Source organism: Pseudomonas sp. JBR1, assembly GCF_028198185.1.
GTDB lineage: Bacteria > Pseudomonadota > Gammaproteobacteria > Pseudomonadales > Pseudomonadaceae > Chryseomonas > Chryseomonas oryzihabitans_E.
Genome location: NZ_CP116340.1, coordinates 4,013,731 through 4,030,599, shown reverse-complemented (window position 1 = coordinate 4,030,599; position 16,869 = coordinate 4,013,731). Strand labels below are relative to the sequence as shown.

Below are 16,869 nucleotides of genomic sequence, written 5' to 3'. Positions count from 1 at the left end.
GTCACTTGGCGGTGGGCATGCTGAATTCGGCGCCCTTGGCGATGCTGTCGGGCCAGCGCTGCATCACGCTCTTGTAGCGGGTGTAGAAGCGCAGGCCTTCCTCGCCATAGGCGTGGTGATCGCCGAACAGGGATCTCTTCCAGCCACCGAAGGAATGCCAGGCCATGGGCACCGGGATGGGCACGTTGATGCCGACCATGCCCACCTTGATGGTGCGGGCGAAGGCGCGGGCGATGCCGCCGTCACGGGTGAAGCAGGAGACGCCGTTGCCGAATTCGTGGGCGTTGATCAGTTCCACCGCGCTGGCGAAGTCCGGCACCCGCACGATGCCCAGCACCGGGCCGAAAATCTCTTCCCGGTAGATGGTCATCTCCGGGGTCACGCCATCGAACAGGGTGGCGCCGACGAAGAAGCCGTGTTCGGCGCCGGGCACCTTGAAGTTGCGGCCATCGACCAGCAGCCTGGCGCCCTCCTCCACCCCTTTCGTGATGTAGCCCTCGACCTTGGCCTTGTGCTGGCCGGTCACCAGCGGTCCCATGTCTGCGTCGGCTTCCACGCCGTTGCGCACCCGCAGGGCATCGATGCGCGGCAGCAGTTTCTCGATCAGGGCATCGCCCACATCGCCCACCGCCACGGCGATGGAGATGGCCATGCAGCGCTCGCCGGCCGAGCCGAAACCGGCGCCGATCAGGGCATCGGCGGCCTGATCCAGGTCGGCGTCGGGCATTACGATCATGTGGTTCTTGGCACCGCCCAGGGCCTGGACGCGCTTGCCGCGGCGGGTGCCTTCCTGGTGGATGTATTCGGCGATGGGGGTGGAGCCGACAAAGGAGATGGCCTCCACGTCCGGGTGCTGCAACAGCGCATCCACCGCCACCTTGTCACCCTGGACCACGTTGAATACGCCATCGGGCAAGCCGGCCTGCTTGAGCAGCTCGGCCAGCAGCAGGCTGGCGGAGGGATCGCGCTCGGAGGGCTTGAGGATGAAGGTGTTGCCGGTGGCCAGCGCCATGGGAATCATCCACAGCGGCACCATCACCGGGAAGTTGAAGGGGGTGATGCCGGCGCACACGCCCAGCGGCTGGCGCAGGTTCCAGTTGTCGATGCCGCCGCCGATGTTGTCGCTGTAGCTGGTCTTGGCCAGGTGTGGCGCGCCGCAGGCGAATTCCACCACCTCGATGCCGCGCGTCACCTCGCCCATGGCGTCGGACAGCACCTTGCCGTGCTCGCGGGTGATCAGCGCCGCCAGTTCCCGGTGGTGCTGGTCGAGCAGCTCCTTGAAGCGGAACAGGATGCGCGCCCGGCGCAGCGCCGATTGCTCGGACCACTCGGGAAAGGCCGCCTTGGCCGCCGCCACCGCCTGATCCACGGTCTGCGCCGTGGCCTGGGCGACCCGCCCCTGGACCACGCCCTCGGCCGGATTGAAGACGTCGCTGAAACGCTCGGCCTGGGTCGAGACCGCGCCGTTGATGTAGTGCCCGATGACGGGGGTGTCGCTCATGTCCTGAATCCTCGTGTCCTGGGGTCGCCGCCACGGCGAATGCGAAAGGGGTTAGCGAGTCAGCAGCCACTCGTGCTGCGGATCGTTGTGGAATTTCCAGACGCGCCGGGGGCCGGCCATCACGTTGAGGTAATAGGACTCGTAGCCATAGGGCACGCTGACCGGGTGATAGCCGCGCGGCACCAGCACCACGTCGTGGTCTTCCACCGCCATGGCCTGGTCCAGGTCGCGCTCGTCGGTGTAGACGCGCTGGAAGACGAAGCCCTGCCCCGGATCGATGCGGTGGTAGTAGGACTCCTCCAGCAGACTCTCCGCCGGCAGGTTGTCGCGGTCATGGCGATGGGGCGGATAGCTGGAGGAATGCCCGGACGGGGTGCGCACCTCCACCACCAGCAGCGAATGGGCCGCCGCCGTGTCCGGCAGGATGTCGCAGACATAGCGGGTATTGGCACCCTTGCCGCGGGTGGATCGCTGCATGCTCGCCGGCTCGATCAGCCGCGGTGGCAGCCGGTCCGCCACCAGCGGATTGCCGGGCGAGGTGCAGATGGCGATTTCGGCGGTGCTGTCGGCGGTCACCCGCGCCTCGCTGCCGGGCGGCAGGTAGGCGGCATAGGGCGAGACGTCTTCGAAGACGCTCTGGCGACCGGCCAGCCCGCGCCAGGCGAAGGCGCCCAGCTGCGGATGCCCGCCCTCGATACTGGCGCCGCCGCTGAGCAGCACGATGCAGACCTCCAGATCGCCCGCCAGCACCGGCAGGGACTCCCCCGCTTGCAGGCGATGGGCGGCGAAGCCGACATAGTCCAGGGCACCGGCCGGGACGCTGACGATGTCGCGGGCGCTACGGTCGGCTTTGACGAGCAGATTCATCGGATTCCTCCTCAGGCAGTGGCCTGCGCCACCAGCTGGCGCAGATGGTCGTAGCCCTTCTTGGCGTATTCGTAGGCCGGCGCCACGGCCGGGTCCTGCTCGGCCTCCACCACCAGCCAGCCTTCATAGCCGGCAGCCACCAGCACCTTGAGCAACGCCGAGAAATCGATGTCGCCGTCACCCGGCACGGTGAAGGTCCCGTTGAGGATGCAGTCCGGAAAGCTCCACTGGTGGTTGCGCGCCAGCTGCACCACGGCCTTGCGCACGTCTTTGAAGTGCACGTGGCAGACCCGGTCGATATGTTGCTGCAGCACGCTCAGGGGATCGCCACCGCCCATGTAGCAATGGCCGGCATCGAACAGCAGGCCGACGTCCGGAGAGGTCAGCGCCATCAGCCGGGCGATGTCCTCGGGCGCTTCCACATAGGCGCCCATGTGGTGGTGATAGGCCAGGCGCAGGCCCTGGCTCAGGGTGAAGGCGGCCAGGCGATCGAGCTTCTCGGCATAGGCCTGCCAGGCGGCGTCGCTGTGGAAGCGCGGCCGCTCGATCAGCGGCCGGCGCTGCCCCTGGATGGAGCCGGCCACCTCGCCGTAGACCAGCACCTTGGCGCCGTTCTCGGCCAGCAGCCGGCAATGCGGACGGATCGCCTCGATCTCGGCCTCGACATCCCGGTGCGCCAGGCCACTGGAATACCAGCCGGACACCAGCTCCAGGTCATGCTGGCCGAGTACCTCGCCCAGCGCCTTGGGCTCGCTGGGAAACTTGCCGCCCAGCTCGAAGCCCTGGAAGCCGATTTCCTTGCCCTCGCGCAGGATGGTCGCAAGCGGGGTGTCGCCGCCCAGGGCCGGCAGGTCGTCGTTGGCCCAGGAGATAGGGTTGATGCCGATCTTGAGTTGTTGTGCGGTCATGTCGGAGCTGCTCGTCAGGAGGCGATCAGGCGCGGGCGTCGCGCCAGGCCTGGATCAGGAATTCGAAGTTGCTGCGGATCTGCGCGACCAGCGCACGGTCGTCGATCTCGCCGGCCAGCCAGGCCCGACTCGGCTGGGCGAAGATGGTCCGGCCCACGGCGAAGCCCTGGCAGCGCTGGCTGGCGCTGGCCTGACGAAAGCCTTCGGCCAACTCTTCGGCCGGGGCGTTGAGGCCCAGCACCACCACGCCCTGGCAATGGGGATCGCGTTCGGCGATCAACTGGTCGAGTTGCCTCCAGACGGCGGCCGGCTGCGCCTCGATCTTCCACCACTCGGGATAGATGCCCAGGTTGTACAGCCGCTTGATGGCGCGATAGAGCACGTCCGGCCGGCCGGAGGCATGGTTCTTCGGCGGGATGACCTCCAGCAGGAGTTCATGACCGCTGGCCTGGGCCGCTTCATACAGCCCCTTGAGCTGAGCCTCCTGCTCCAGCCGCAGCAGCGGCTCGTCATCGGGGTGGAATTGCACCAGGCACTTGATGATCTGCTCGCTCGGCCAGCTCAGCAGGGTGCTGCCCACCGAACGGCCATGCTCGAAGGCCAGCGGTCGCGAATTCTGCAGCTCCACCGGCCTGGCGATCCACCAGCCACGGCCGCTGGCGGCATTCAGGGCGTCCTGGCCGAAGCGCTCGTCGGCCAGCAGCCCGACGTCGGCGGCCACACCCTGACGCTGCAGGTCCTGCTCGACCTCGGCGATGGCCTGGACGAACAGCTGCTTGAGCGTCGGAATCCGCGCCGGGTCGGCGCCCACCTGCTGAGCGCTCTCCACCAGCTGGTAGCGGTGATCGAAGGCGAAGATGAACAGCGGCTGCCACTGGCGGCGCCGCGTACTGACCCGGTGCAACCGGGTGAGCACGGGATCGAGGTCGGGCCGGGTGATGGGCACCGGACTGTGGTTGAGGTAATCCAGCTCGGCCAGGGTCGGCATGGCCGGGGCGCAGCCATGGCGCGACACCACCAGCCCGCCGCAGGCATTGGCCAGCCGGCAGCATTCGGCATCGTTGCCGCCGGTCAGCCAGCCTCGCAGGAAGCCGGACATGAAGGCATCGCCCGCGCCCAGCACATTGAGCACCTCGACGCGGATGCCGCGATGGATCTCGCCTTCCTCGAGACGCGCCGGAATGGCACCATGGATCACCGTGCAGCCCTGGGCGCCAAGCTTGACCACCAGGGTCGCCGCGGTCACCTCGCGGACCCGGCGCAGGGCGGTGAGCAGGTCTTCGCTGCCCCCGGCGATCTGGAATTCCTCTTCGGTGCCCACTACCAGGTCGAAGCGCGGCAGGATGCGCTGCACATGGGCGCTGACCTCGGCACTGGCGATGAAACGGGTCTCGCCATCGGCCTTGCCGGTCAGCCCCCAGAGCACCGGGCGGTAATCGATGTCCAGCACCCGCTTCACGCCGTTGCGCTCGGCGTAGTCCAGCGCCCGGCTGCTGGCCTGGAACACCCCCTCGGTGGAGAAGTGGGTACCGGTGATCAACAGTGCCTTGGCGCTGGCGATGAAGGCCTCGTCGATGTCGTCCGCGCCCAGCGCCATGTCGGCGCAATTCTCACGATAGAACACCAGGGGAAAGGTTTCGCGGTCCTTGATGCCCAGCAGCACCAGGGCGGTGAGGCGCTCGCGATCCACCTGGATGCCGCGGGTGTCGCAGCCTTCCTGCGCCAGCGTCCGGCTCAGGAAGCGGCCCATGTGGTCGTCGCCGACTCGGGTCAGCATCGCCGACTTCAGCCCCAGGCGCGCGGTGCCGAAGGCGATGTTGGCGGAGGATCCCCCCAGGTACTTGGCGAAGCTGCTGACATCTTCCAGTGGCGCCCCGATCTGCTGCGCATAGAGGTCGACGCCCAGTCGCCCCAGGCAGATGACATCCAACTGGCGCCCGCTGGCGAAGAAATGATCACCCATGGGTGGCTCCTGCTTATTGTTATCGGCCAACCGCGCGGACCCGAGGGGCCGAACGTGTGAGTGAGCTCAGGCTAGAACGACGCCGCGGACAAATCAACAAATTTTCCACATGAGATTTTATGGAATTTAATTTCCATAACTGACGTACACTGCGCCTGCCGTCCCACTTCGACGCCGCCCGGCGAATGGGTTAAGTTGCCGGCACAAGAATCCCTACCGCGAGATTGCCCATGTCCTCCGACTCCCCGGCCGACGACCCCCTCAGCAGCGCGCCGCTGGCCGATCCCCCCGGCAACGTCGAGCAGTTGCTGGCCTGCATCGCCCGTGACTACGAGGCCCTGCCACGCCAACTGAAACGGGTGGCCGCCTATGTCAGCCAGCAGAGCGACAGGGTCATGGTCGATCGCATCAGCGACATCGCCGGGCAGTGCGAGGTGCATCCTTCGGCCATCGTGCGCTTCTCCCAGCGCTTCGGCTTCAAGGGCTTCAGCGAGATGCAGGCGCTGTTTCGCGAGGCCTACACCCACAAGACCACGCCGGTACAGAACTACCAGCAGCGCATCCGCAGCATGATCGCCAACAAGAGCCAGCGCGCCAGCAGCGGCGATCTGGCCCGCGAGTGCATCAACGCCACCCGTTCGGGGCTGGATCGACTCGCCGAAGAGCTGGACGACGCCGCCTTCGACAAGGCCGTCGACCTGCTGGTGAACGCCGAGAACATCTATGTGGTGGGGGTGCGCCGCTCCTTCGCCGTGGCCGACTACCTGGTCTACAACCTGCAGCACACCAACAAGCGCATCCACCTCATCACCGGTCTGGGTGGCGGCTATCGCGAACAGATGCGCAGCATCGCCCAAGGCGATCTGCTGATCGCCATCAGCTTCAGCCCCTACGGCAAGGAAAGTCAGCAGTGCGTGCGCATCGCCCAGCACCACAAGGCCAAGACGCTGATTATCACCGACAGCAATCTTTCGCCCCTGGCCAAGCGCGCCGATGCCCTACTGCTGGTCAACGAAGGCAGTGCCTTCGCCTTCCGGTCGCTGAGTGCCACCCTCTGCCTGTGCCAGGCGCTGTTCCTGGCCCTGGGCTATCGCCTGGAGCTGAAGATGGACGAGATCCAGCTGCCACTGGACGAGGACGACTAGCCGAACCGGCCCCGGCAGGACCGCGCAAACGCTTGATCGACAAACAGAAATTTCTTGAGCAGAAGGCTTGACAGCCACCGGCGCCTTGCCAATAATGCGCGCCTCGGATGGCTACGTAGCTCAGCTGGTTAGAGCATAGCATTCATAATGCTGGGGTCCGGGGTTCAAGTCCCTGCGTAGCCACCACCTATTTCCAAGGGTCAGCGTAAGCTGACCCTTTTTTATTGCCCACGAAAAAGCCCACTGCGGCACCGCTTTTAGTCCCCTCTCCCCCGGGGAGAGGGCTAGGGTGAGGGCCCCGCCCCACTCTCTCCCCCCGGACAGCCTTCCCGCCCCCGAAGAGTCCAGCAGAAGCAGACCCAAGCCACAGCTAGCACCGCTCCTCGTCCCCTCTCCCTCCGGGAGAGGGCCAGGGTGAGGGTCCCGCCGCTCCCCTCCTGAACAGCCTTCCCGCCCCACGGAAAAGTCCAGCAGAAGCAGATCCAAGCCACAGCTAGCACCGCTCCTCGTCCCCTCTCCCTCCGGGAGAGGGCTAGGGTGAGGGCCCCGCCCCACTCTCCCCCCGAACAGCCTTCCCGCCCCATGGAAGAGTCCAGCAGAAGCAGACCCAAGCCACAGCTAGCACCGCTCCTCGTCCCCTCTCCCTTCGGGAGAGGGCTAGGGTGAGGGCCCCTTCCCACCAAACCTCAGCCTCACCCCATGAAAAAGCCCGACCTAAGCCGGGCTCAATCACCGCGCAAAACGCTTACAGGGCGACCTTCTGCTCGCTCTCCAGCTCTTCCGCAGCAGCCGCGTCCTGGGTATCGATGGACTGCACCAGCGCCTTGGAACTGAAGGCTCGCAGGTCACGCAGGAAGTTGTCGCGCCAGGAGGCCAGGTCCGCCTTGCGGATCACCCGCATCATGTCCTCGTAGCGCGACTTGCGCTCTTCCAGCGACATGCGCAACGCCCGGTCCAACGCCTCGGCCATGCCGACGTGATCATAGGGGTTCACGATCAGCGCCGAATTGAGCTCCCGCGCCGCACCGGCAAAGCGCGACAGCACCAGCACACCGGGATTCTCCGGATCCTGGGCGGCTACGTACTCCTTGGCGACCAGGTTCATGCCGTCACGCAACGGGGTCACCAGACCCACGTCGGACGAGCGGAACAGCCCCATCACCGTGCGCCGGTCATAGCTCTTGTTCAGGTAGCGGATCGGCGTCCAGTCCAGCTCGGAGAAGTGGCCATTGATATGGCCGGCATGGCTCTCCAGCTGACGGCGAATGTTCTGGTAGGACACTACGTCCGCACGGGACGAAGGCGCGATCTGCACGAACTGCACGGCCCTGTGGTGCTCGGGGAAGTGCTCCAGCAGCTTTTCGAAGGCCTGAAAGCGCTCCACCAGGCCCTTGGAATAGTCGAGGCGGTCGACGCTGACGATGGTCTTGTAGGGCACGCCTTCGATGCTGCGCGAGATGAACTGCCGGCGCGTGCGATAGGACTCCGCCTGCTTCTGGATCACGTCCGGCATCACCCCGATGGGATAGACGCCGACGCGGAAGTTGTGGCCATAGGCGGTCAGGCTGCCATCCTTTTCCAGCACGCCACGCACCTCACGGGTGATGTAGTCCTGGAAGGCCAGCTGATCGGTGTCGGTCTGGAAGCCGATCAGGTCATAGAAGCACAGGGTCTTGAGCAATTCGTTGTGCGGCGGGATGGCGGTGAGGATCTCCGGCGCCGGGAAGGGAATGTGCAGGAAGAAGCCGATGCGGTTGCGAATGCCCAGCATGCGGCAGGCTTCGGCGAAGGGGATCAGGTGATAGTCGTGCACCCAGATGATGTCATCGGGCTTAAGCAGTGGCTTGAGGCGCTCGGCCATCGCCATGTTCACCCGCCGATAGCCGTCGTACTCTTCGCGGTTGTAGCGGGCGAGGTCGATCCGGTAGTGGAAGATCGGCCAGAGGGTGGCGTTGGAAAAGCCGCGGTAGTAGTGGTCGTAGTCGCGCTTGGTCAGGCCGAAGGTCACATAGTCGATGTTGTCCTTGGTCTGGGTCTTGGCCGGCCCGTTTTCCTTGACCGTCTCGCCGTTCCAGCCGAACCAGATGCCACCCGACTTGCGCAGGGCATCCAGTACGCCCACCGCCAGACCACCCGCGGTCGCCTTGCCCTCCTCGATCGGGGCTACCCGATTCGATACCACCACTAAACGGCTCATCCTAATCTCCTTGCTTATAATGTGGCGCGAGGTCGCGGCTCAGCTGTTGTAGCCATAGGGCTACCGCTTCCACCGAAGGCAGGCGGGTCTTGGCGACCGTCTCCCCTTCCCCCACCTTGATGGTCAGACCGCCTCGCGCATTGACGACGTCGAACCCCTCTTCATCGGTGCGATCGTCACCGAGAAACACCGGCAGGCAGCCGGCAAAGGGTTCCAGTTCGAGAAAACGGGCAATGGCCTCGCCCTTGCTCGCCGCGGCGGGCTTGAGTTCGAAGACGCATTTGCCGGGTTGCAACTTGAATTCGGGATGATCGGCCGCGATGCCTTCGGCGAGCTCGCGCACCAGCGCTTCCTTTTCCGGCGCCTGACGATAATGCAGGGCAAAGGCCACGCTCTTGCGTTCGAGCAGCAGGTCCGGATGTTCGGCCAGGGCCGCTTCCAGACGGGCACCGACCTGCGCCAGCACCTCAGCGTCCAGGGTCACCCGATGGGTCTCGCCCTGGGGATCGCGCCACTCGGCGCCATGCACCCCCGCCGCGGCCAGCCGCAGCGGCGCCGTGAAGCCGTCGATCTCGGACAGCGGGCGCCCGGAAACCACGGCGACGCCATGGTGGCGCGCCAGCTGTTCGAGCGCGGCGAGGGTTTCGGCGGGAATGAAAACCTGTTCCGGACGTGGCTGCAATTCTGCCAGGGTGCCATCCAGATCGAAGAAGAAGGCCAGCGGCTGGCCCGATGAGGTAAGGCTGTCGAGGTCAATCATGGAAGGTACGACTGCCGGGTCACCGTATGGTTCGTTCACACCTTCTGGCGGCACCGAGGAATTCCCCTTGCCGGCGCGTAGTCCGATTCAGGGAGATGCTCTAGCAGCCCAGCCTTTGGAGACCACCATGAACAAGCCCGACATCACCAAGACCCCCGAAGAGATCGACGACATCCAGGACCGCATGGGCGACATGCGCGAACTCGACTTCAGCGATCGCAAGGACGAGCGCGGTGGTCGCATCGGCGACGAAATGGATGAACGCGATTACGCAGGGCAATTCCCCGAGGAACGCGTGCGCCAGGCCGGGATGACCGGCGGTGAGACCCTGGATCACCAGCCCACCATGGATGACGCCAGTCCGGAAACCCTGCTGGACGAAACCGGCGCCCGCTCGCCAAGCGACTATGGCGATGCCTGGCCCAATGACAAGGAGCTGAGCGTGGTCGAGGACAGCGACATCGGCGGCGGCTCAGGCCAGGACGAAGCCGAACTCGGTCGCAGCCATCCCCTGGACGGCGAGGCCTGGGACGGCGAAGCCGACGAGCCCAACGAAGCCGAAACCCAGAGAGACGCCCGCTACGCCGATCTGGACGCCAACGACGAAGACCTTGCCGGTGACACCAGCCTGGATCTGGACGAAAAGCGCGCCGATCACTGAAACCGCTGAAGGCCTAGTCGAGCAGCGTACAGGCCATCACCAGCGCATCTTCCCGGCCGCCGACCGCGGGATAATAGTCCCGCCGGCGGCCGATCTCGTTGAAACCATAGCGCTCATAAAGCCGGTAGGCCGACTGATTGCTGGCGCGTACCTCCAGAAAACACTCGTTGGCCTTGGCCTTGCGCGCTTCCTGCAACAGATGCTCCAGCAGACGCAGGCCTAGGCCGCGCCCCTGGCTTTCCGGCTTGATGGTGATGTTGAGCAGATGGGCTTCGTCGAGGATAACGTTGATCACCCCATGCCCGACCTGCTGGTCGCCCGCCAGCATCACCCAGCAGTCGTAGGACTTGAGCGCATCCAGGAAGATGCCGCGGGTCCAGGGATGGCTGAAGGCCTGATATTCGATCTTCAAGACCGTGTTCAGATCGGCTTCGGTCATCCGCCGAAAGCTCACCGCATCGTTCATTACTGTCCCATCCAGCGACGCCGCAGTGGGCGCATGGCTTGCCAGAGCGCGGCCTTGGCGGCCGGCTCCTCCATCAAAATGTCCAGCCCCGGTACCAGCCAGGCCGGTCCCAGGGCCGTGTCCTGCTCCACGCCGGTCAGCTGCATATCCTCGACACCGCTACAGCGCCGCGCCGCGCCGCCGATCAGCCAGAGACCCAGGCCTTCACCCAGCCGCTCCTGATGCCCCGAGACGAAGCTCTGCACGAATTCGCAGGCCGCCGCCGGCCCCTGGTCGAGTTGACCGCTGTTGAGCAGCGGCCAGCGAATGGGCTCCTCGCTGACGATCCGCGGTGTGTCCGGCAGACCGGCAGCGCGCAGCAGATCCTTGAGCAGCAGGGCGGCCGGATCGCGTGAACCCAGGGTATCGCCAGTCGGCAATTCGAGCAGCAACAGGCAGCGCCCGGCCTGCAACAGCTGCAGGGCGAAGCGAGGCGCCGGCTCGCGCGGTGGTGGAGGCGCGCGCTCTGGCTCCGCCTCGACCACCGTGGCCGCAGCCGGCTTTACTGCGCTGGGTCGCGGGATCTCGATGCGCGGACGATTCGCCGCCGGTGCCTCGACTACTGCAGCGACTGGCGCAGCCTTGGCCACCGGCTCCGGGCGTACCACCCGGGCGGCGACGGGCGCCTCCTCCGGTTCCTCGACCCACAGGGCTTCCGGCCGCGAAGGCGCCGCGAAGGGCAACACCGTACGCGGCACCCAGACATCCAGCTGCAACGCCTGCAGATAGGCGCGACGACGCGCCTCGGCGGCAAGCGAGGGGCTGGCGGAAGTGGTGGGGTCGGACATGGGCGGATCCTTCGGACACGCGAGGGAATTATGCGGGGCGGCATTGTCGCCCGGATCGCCCTGGATCGAAAGGCCACCCTGCCCATCGGTCCCACCGCGGTCACACCGAAGGCTCTGGCGTCTGGAGTACAATGGCGCTTTTGTCTGGTGCGGTCCCCGCCATGATCGACCCCAAACGCGTCCTGCGTACCCTCGCCGAACACTGGCACCTCATCGACCCGCTGTGCACCCACTTCGACAGCGGTACCCTGGGCCTGGCCGAACTGCGCGCCCGCCTCGCCGAGCAGTTGCCCGAACGCACGCCTGCCGACCTTACGGCGTTACTGGACACCTGGATCCGCCTCGACATCCTGGTGCCGGTGGCCAAGAGCCCCAACCGCTTCGAACTCAATGGCCAGATCCACGACTTCCTCGGCTACCTCAGGCGCGAGCACCGCCTGGGCCTGTGCCTGGAGATCGAGGCCTACCTGCGCCACCTGGAACGCCTCGCCGGTCACATCCGCGAAGCCTTCGACAACCGCGACGGCCCGGACCTGGCGCGCCAGCTGCGTCTGCTGGACATGCGCGTGCGCGACGTCCTCAAGAAGCTGGCCAACGATGGCCATGCCCTGGAAGGCGTGGCCGAGCGCGCTAAGACCAGCGACCGCCAGATTCCGCTACGCCAGCGCTATGCCGAGGTGCTGGCCACCTGGGACGAATACGTCGAGCCGATGATCCAGCTGGTAGCCGCCGACGGCGCCTTCGAACGCGGCGTGCATCGCGTCGAGCAGGTCCTCCTGCACCTACTGGGTGAACAGCAGCGCCTTGGCCACCTGATCGACGACGACCTGCTACTGCGCACCCAGGCGCGCATCCTGGAGATGCACAATGCCGCCCAGCTGGCCCTGAGACGCGCGCGCGAACTGCTCTTACCGCTGCGCGAAGAGGCACGCCGGCACAACGCCGTGACCCGCGGCGCCGCCCTGGCCCTGGCCACCATTCGCCGCAAGGGTCTCGACGCCGTGCCCCAGGCCGCCTTGCCGCTGTTCAGCCGGCCACAGAGCGTCTTCCTCGGCACCACCGCCCAGGTGGAAAGCTATGTCTACGCCCTGGCCCGCTTCGAGCCCAAGCCGGCACGCTTCCCCAGCCAGACCAGTCGCCCGCGTGACAGCGAACGCCCGGCCGCGCCCCGTACCGCCCGCGAGATGCTCGATCTCTGCCAGGACGCCCTGCCGCTGCCCGACCTCATGGCCTGGCTGCTGGAACAGGAGCCGGCCGGCGACACCGACGAGCTGCTCTACTGGTTCTCGCGCCTGTCTCGGGATACGCGCTTCCAGCGCCAGCGGCTGGATCGTCGCCACTACGACACCCTCGAACACCGCGTCAGCCTGTGCTCCTACGCCCTGACCGCCCGATCTCTCGCGAGCGATGCCCATGCAACTTGATCTCAACGAAATGACCCAGCTCGCCCCCATCTTCCGCGAGCTGTTCAAGGGCTATCACCTGTCCCGCAGCGAGCCCGAGAGCTACGCCCAACTCAGCCAGCTGCGGGACCAGTACCGCGCCCTGTTCCGCGCCCTCGGCTTCGAACTGGTCTGCGACCCACGCGGCTTCTACTATTTCGTCCCCGAGCAGATGGGTGCCCAGGTCAACAAGACCGCCCAGCGCCTGGCACTGTTCACCTTCATCCTGGTCGAGCACCTGGCCGACCAGGGCCGCGACCCCTTGGCCGTGCTCGACGGCGGCACCCTGGGTCGGCACGAACTGCCGGCCCTGCTGGACAAGTACCGCGACCTCTTCCTGCAGGCCGAGGTCACCACCCAGGAAGAGCTGGAAGAAAAGATCCTGCGCCGCCTGACCCAGCTGGGCTTCGCCCTGGACAGCAACGGGACCTATCGCTTCCTGCCGCCCATGCACCGTTTCCTGGATGTCTGCCTGACCGTGCAACAGGACCGCGACCTGGCCGCCGGCCTGCATGCCAGCGATCTGCCGCTGCCGGCCCCAACCCTTGCGGGCGACGAGGACAGCACCGAGCAAGAGAGCGCCGACGAAGATGACGAAGAGGCCGCCCTGGCCCGCGCCATCGCCGCAGAACGGGAGTTCGACCTATGATCCGCTACGGCATCAGCCGCTTCGCCCTGCTCAACACCGCCGGCTACAGCCTCGGCCTCTTCCCGCTGGAACAGCCGCTGTCGGTCTATGGCGCCAACAACCTGGGCAAGAGCGCCTCGATCAACGCCCTGCAATTCCCCATCCTGGCGCGGCTCTCCGACATGAGCTTCGGCAAGTACAGCAACGAGCAATCGCGCAAGTTCTACTTCGCCACCGACACCAGCTACATCCTCATCGAATTGCGCCTGGCCCATGGTCCCCACGTCATCGGCGTGGCCGGTCGCGGTCCGGGCGGAGGCTTCGGCCACCAGTTCTTCGCCTATGCCGGCGAGCTTGACCTGGCCCACTATCAACGTGACGGTGCCTGCCTGCGCCAGCGCGAGCTCTTCGCCAGCCTGGAGCGTGCCGGCCTCAAGGCCTACGAGGTCAAACCCGAGGAGTTGCGCCGCCTGCTGGTAGGCGGCCACACCAGCATTCCGCTGGACCTGACCCTGATCCCGTTGCGCTCCACCAGCGAACAGAGTCTCAAGACCTTCCGCGCCCTGTTCATCAACCTGCTGCACATGCGCGAGATCACCGCGGCCAAGCTCAAGCAGCTGTTTCTCGACGCCTTCGAGCACAGCCTGAGATCCGGCAGCGTCGACTACATCGCCGCCTGCGAGGAAGCCTTTCGCGACGTGCGCCGCATGGAGCAGGATTACCAGTCCCTGGTGGCCGCCGGCCCGCTGGTGGAAGCCCTGGCCAATGGCGTCGAACAGCGTGACCGCCTGAGAGGCAAGCTGCACCGTCTCTCACCCCTGCTCGACAGCCTGCTCGGCACCTGGCAGCACTACGCGATCGACCGTCGCGACGAGTTGCTGTCCCAGACCGAGCACTACCGCCAGGAACAGGACGGCCTGCAGCAGAGCCAGCGCGACGGCACCAGTGAGCTGATGCGCCGCGAGCGCGAGATCAGCAGCCTGCAACGCTGGCTCGCCGACCTGGCCCAGCTCAAGCACCGCTTCGCCCTGGTGGACTCCACCGCGCCTCTGGAGGCTCAGCTGCTGGCGGCCAAGGATGCCCATGATGAGCTGGCCGGTGCCCTCTCCCAGGCGCGTCAGTTTAGTAGCGAAGACCTCGACCAGCGCGTCCGCGAACTGGAACAGCGCCTCAAGGGCATACGCCAGCAACTCGACCACGCCGACAACAACAGCTACGCCCGCCTGCGCGAGGAATTCAGCCAGGCCGACGTCGATCGCCTGATGCGGCTGTTCAATAGCCAGCTGTTCAGTCTGCCGCTGGGCGCCAAGGGCGTCGAATTGGCCGAAGACGGCAGCTGGGTAAAGACCTTCGAAGGCATCCTGGCGCGTTTCCAGGGCGATCGCCTCGAACTGCCGGGCCTGTCCCTCGACCTTTCGGGGATCGAGCCGCCCACCCTGCAGGCCCTGGCCGATCGTGCCGCCCTGCGTGACCAGAAGGACCGCTTGGAGCGCGAACTCAAGCAACTCAAGGCCCAGCAGGGCGTCAGCGTCGACCGCCAGGCCAGCAAGGCCCAGGCCGAAGCCCTTTACCAGCAGGTCCTGGATGCCCAGAAGGCCCTCGAAGACTTTCGCCGCTGCCAGACCCTCGGCGCCGAGGAAAACGAAAAACTCGAACAGCTGGCTCAGCTGGAAGCCGCCCAGGACGAACTGAGACGCGCTGGTGACGCCTTCACCGAACGCGTCCAGCAACTCTCTGCCAAGCTGCAGCTGATCGGCCGGCAACTGGCTGATCTGGAAGCCAAGGACCGCACCCTCGCCGACGCCCTGCGCCGCCGGCAGCTGCTGCCCACCGACCTGCCCCAGGGCACGCCCTTCATGGAAGCGGTGGACGATTCCCTGGAGAACCTGTTGCCGTTGCTCAACGACTATCAGGACACCTGGCAGGCCCTGCAGCGCGCCGACACCCAGATCGAGGCGCTCTATGCCCAGGTGCGGCTCAAGGGCGTAGCCAAGTTCGACAACGAGGAAGACTCCGAGCGTCGCCTGCAGCTGCTGGTCAATGCCTATGCCCATCGCCAGGACGAAGCCCTGACCCTGGCCAAGGCCCGTCGCGCCGCCGTCACCGACATCGCCCGGACGCTGAGAAACATCCGCAGCGACTACGACAACCTGGAACACCAGCTGCAGCTGTTCAACCGCGAGATCAACCGCAAGCAGGTCTCCAACCTGGAGAGCTTCCGCATCGTCCTGGCGCCCAACAAAGAGGCGCTCAAGCACATCGACCAGATCATCCACAGCGCCGGTCAGTACGAGGAGGGCGAAACCCTCTCGGTGTTCGATCTCACCCAGGACAGCAGCCAGGACCAGAAGAACGAGGACGCCAAGGAATACCTGGCCCGCCTGGTAGCCGCCAACGGCAACCAGCTCGGCCTCAAGGACCTCTTCGAACTGGCCTTCGAGATCACCAAGCAGGGTGGTCAGCCGGTCCTGCATACCGACATCGACGGCGCCGCGTCCAATGGCACCACCATGACCATCAAGGCGCTGACCAACATGTATCTGCTGCTGCACCTGATGGACCGGGAGCAGGCCGCCAAGATCCGCTTGCCCTACTACCTGGACGAAGCCGCCGACATCGACGAACGCAACCAGCAGGCCCTGATCGAGACCAGCCAACAGTTGGGCTTCGTGCCCATCCTGGCCAGCGTCAAACCCCAGGTCAGCGCCCAAGTAGCCATCGACCTCGAAGGCGGCAGCGGCCCCGGCGGCATCTACATCGATGAAGCCGATTGGAAGTACATCGCCAAACGCGACCTGGCCCTGCCCGACCCCGCTTGAGCCCTTCCAGAACGCAAAAAGCCCGGCACAAGCCGGGCTTTTTGTTGCTCTCGTAACGCTGTCGTAGGTTGGGCTGAGCCTAGCGAAGCCCAACATCGAGGTCTCACCTCGCCACTCTGCCTAGGCTTGCCTTCCAAAGCTCAGTGCGCCAGCGTTCGCCTGTTGGGCTTCGCTGCGCTCAGCGCCAACCTACGCCAGTCCTGCGCGCTTCAAACCCGACAGCCCGGCGTAGCCGGGCTGTCTGTGCTCTTGCAGGCCCCAAGCAGCACCTTGGCTGTCAGGTAGCCCTCAAGCGCCCAGCCGCACCGCTCCTGGTCCCCTCTCCCCCCCGGGAGAGGGATAGGGTGAGGGTGAGGGCAACCTCAGCCGCGTGACTGCCCGGCTTACGCTGGCAGGGCTATCGGCCCACACGCCTTAGCGTCTCGCCAAACTTTTCCCGCCCCAAAGACAACACCCCCGTCAGAATGAACTGAGCGGGGGTGCTGGGTGTTAGGCGCTTGACGATGACCTACTCTCACATGGGGAAACCCCACACTACCATCGGCGATGCATCGTTTCACTTCTGAGTTCGGGAAGGGATCAGGTGGTTCCAATGCTCTATGTTCGTCAAGCAATTCGGTTGGCTGGCCAGGCGATAAGGCTGCCTGGCTGGCCCAATTGGGTCTGTGATCGAAGTAGACAATTC

Annotated in this window: 13 protein-coding genes, 1 tRNA gene and 1 rRNA gene; 6 read left to right on the top strand and 9 right to left on the bottom strand. The window is 65.7% G+C overall.

Annotated features, from left to right (window positions below):
- Position 1 precedes the first annotated feature (1 nt).
- The 4 genes from PJ259_RS18685 to PJ259_RS18670 are packed head-to-tail and all read right to left on the bottom strand — an operon-like array spanning position 2 to position 5,239.
- Complete coding sequence (locus PJ259_RS18685; RefSeq protein WP_187980437.1) at positions 2-1,501, bottom strand: CoA-acylating methylmalonate-semialdehyde dehydrogenase; 1,500 nt, start codon at positions 1,499-1,501, stop codon at positions 2-4.
- A 51-nt stretch (positions 1,502-1,552) separates the two neighbouring features.
- On the bottom strand, positions 1,553-2,368 hold the full coding sequence (gene iolB, locus PJ259_RS18680) for a 5-deoxy-glucuronate isomerase (protein WP_271653775.1): 816 nt from the start codon (positions 2,366-2,368) through the stop codon (positions 1,553-1,555).
- A gap of 11 nt (positions 2,369-2,379) precedes the next feature.
- The gene (gene iolE, locus PJ259_RS18675; protein WP_271653774.1) at positions 2,380-3,276 is read right to left on the bottom strand and encodes a myo-inosose-2 dehydratase; all 897 of its coding nucleotides are present in this window, start codon (positions 3,274-3,276) and stop codon (positions 2,380-2,382) included.
- Positions 3,277-3,301: 25 nt separating this feature from the next.
- Positions 3,302-5,239 (bottom strand): bifunctional 5-dehydro-2-deoxygluconokinase/5-dehydro-2-deoxyphosphogluconate aldolase, encoded by a 1,938-nt coding sequence (locus tag PJ259_RS18670; RefSeq protein ID WP_271653773.1) that lies wholly within the window; start codon positions 5,237-5,239, stop codon positions 3,302-3,304.
- Positions 5,240-5,469: 230 nt separating this feature from the next.
- On the opposite strand from PJ259_RS18670, the gene PJ259_RS18665 reads away from it, so the two are divergent.
- Together PJ259_RS18665 and PJ259_RS18660 are read left to right on the top strand one after the other, a co-directional pair.
- On the top strand, positions 5,470-6,384 hold the full coding sequence (locus tag PJ259_RS18665) for a MurR/RpiR family transcriptional regulator (RefSeq protein ID WP_133861591.1): 915 nt from the start codon (positions 5,470-5,472) through the stop codon (positions 6,382-6,384).
- Positions 6,385-6,493: 109 nt separating this feature from the next.
- Positions 6,494-6,570, top strand: a tRNA-Met gene (locus tag PJ259_RS18660).
- 559 nt (positions 6,571-7,129) lie between these two features.
- Here PJ259_RS18660 and otsA read toward each other — a convergent pair.
- Both otsA and otsB read right to left on the bottom strand, forming a co-directional pair.
- Positions 7,130-8,581: an alpha,alpha-trehalose-phosphate synthase (UDP-forming) gene (otsA, locus tag PJ259_RS18655; protein WP_271653772.1), complete on the bottom strand. Its 1,452-nt coding sequence runs from the start codon at positions 8,579-8,581 to the stop codon at positions 7,130-7,132.
- A 1-nt stretch (position 8,582) separates the two neighbouring features.
- Positions 8,583-9,341: a trehalose-phosphatase gene (otsB, locus tag PJ259_RS18650; protein ID WP_059313411.1), complete on the bottom strand. Its 759-nt coding sequence runs from the start codon at positions 9,339-9,341 to the stop codon at positions 8,583-8,585.
- A gap of 127 nt (positions 9,342-9,468) precedes the next feature.
- On the opposite strand from otsB, the gene PJ259_RS18645 reads away from it, so the two are divergent.
- Positions 9,469-10,002, top strand: a complete 534-nt coding sequence (locus tag PJ259_RS18645; protein WP_271653771.1) for a hypothetical protein — start codon at positions 9,469-9,471, stop codon at positions 10,000-10,002.
- Between the two features lie 13 nt (positions 10,003-10,015).
- On the opposite strand, the gene rimI is transcribed toward PJ259_RS18645, so the two are convergent.
- Both rimI and PJ259_RS18635 read right to left on the bottom strand, forming a co-directional pair.
- Positions 10,016-10,468: a ribosomal protein S18-alanine N-acetyltransferase gene (gene rimI / locus PJ259_RS18640; protein WP_271653770.1), complete on the bottom strand. Its 453-nt coding sequence runs from the start codon at positions 10,466-10,468 to the stop codon at positions 10,016-10,018.
- Positions 10,468-11,295 (bottom strand): energy transducer TonB, encoded by an 828-nt coding sequence (locus PJ259_RS18635; protein WP_271653769.1) that lies wholly within the window; start codon positions 11,293-11,295, stop codon positions 10,468-10,470. Before PJ259_RS18635 ends, rimI begins: the two co-directional genes overlap by 1 nt.
- 161 nt (positions 11,296-11,456) lie before the next feature.
- Here PJ259_RS18635 and mksB point away from each other — a divergent pair, with 161 nt between their 5' ends.
- The 3 genes from mksB to mksF are packed head-to-tail and all read left to right on the top strand — an operon-like array spanning position 11,457 to position 16,184.
- Entirely contained in the window at positions 11,457-12,719 is a 1,263-nt protein-coding gene (gene mksB / locus PJ259_RS18630; protein ID WP_271653768.1) for an Mks condensin complex protein MksB, read from the top strand.
- Entirely contained in the window at positions 12,709-13,386 is a 678-nt protein-coding gene (gene mksE, locus PJ259_RS18625; RefSeq protein ID WP_271653767.1) for an Mks condensin complex protein MksE, read from the top strand. Before mksB ends, mksE begins: the two co-directional genes overlap by 11 nt.
- Positions 13,383-16,184, top strand: coding sequence for an Mks condensin complex protein MksF (gene mksF, locus PJ259_RS18620; RefSeq protein WP_271653766.1), 2,802 nt, complete (start codon positions 13,383-13,385; stop codon positions 16,182-16,184). Before mksE ends, mksF begins: the two co-directional genes overlap by 4 nt.
- A gap of 495 nt (positions 16,185-16,679) precedes the next feature.
- Here mksF and rrf read toward each other — a convergent pair.
- Positions 16,680-16,795, bottom strand: a 5S ribosomal RNA gene (gene rrf, locus PJ259_RS18615).
- Between the last annotated feature and the right edge of the window lie 74 nt (positions 16,796-16,869).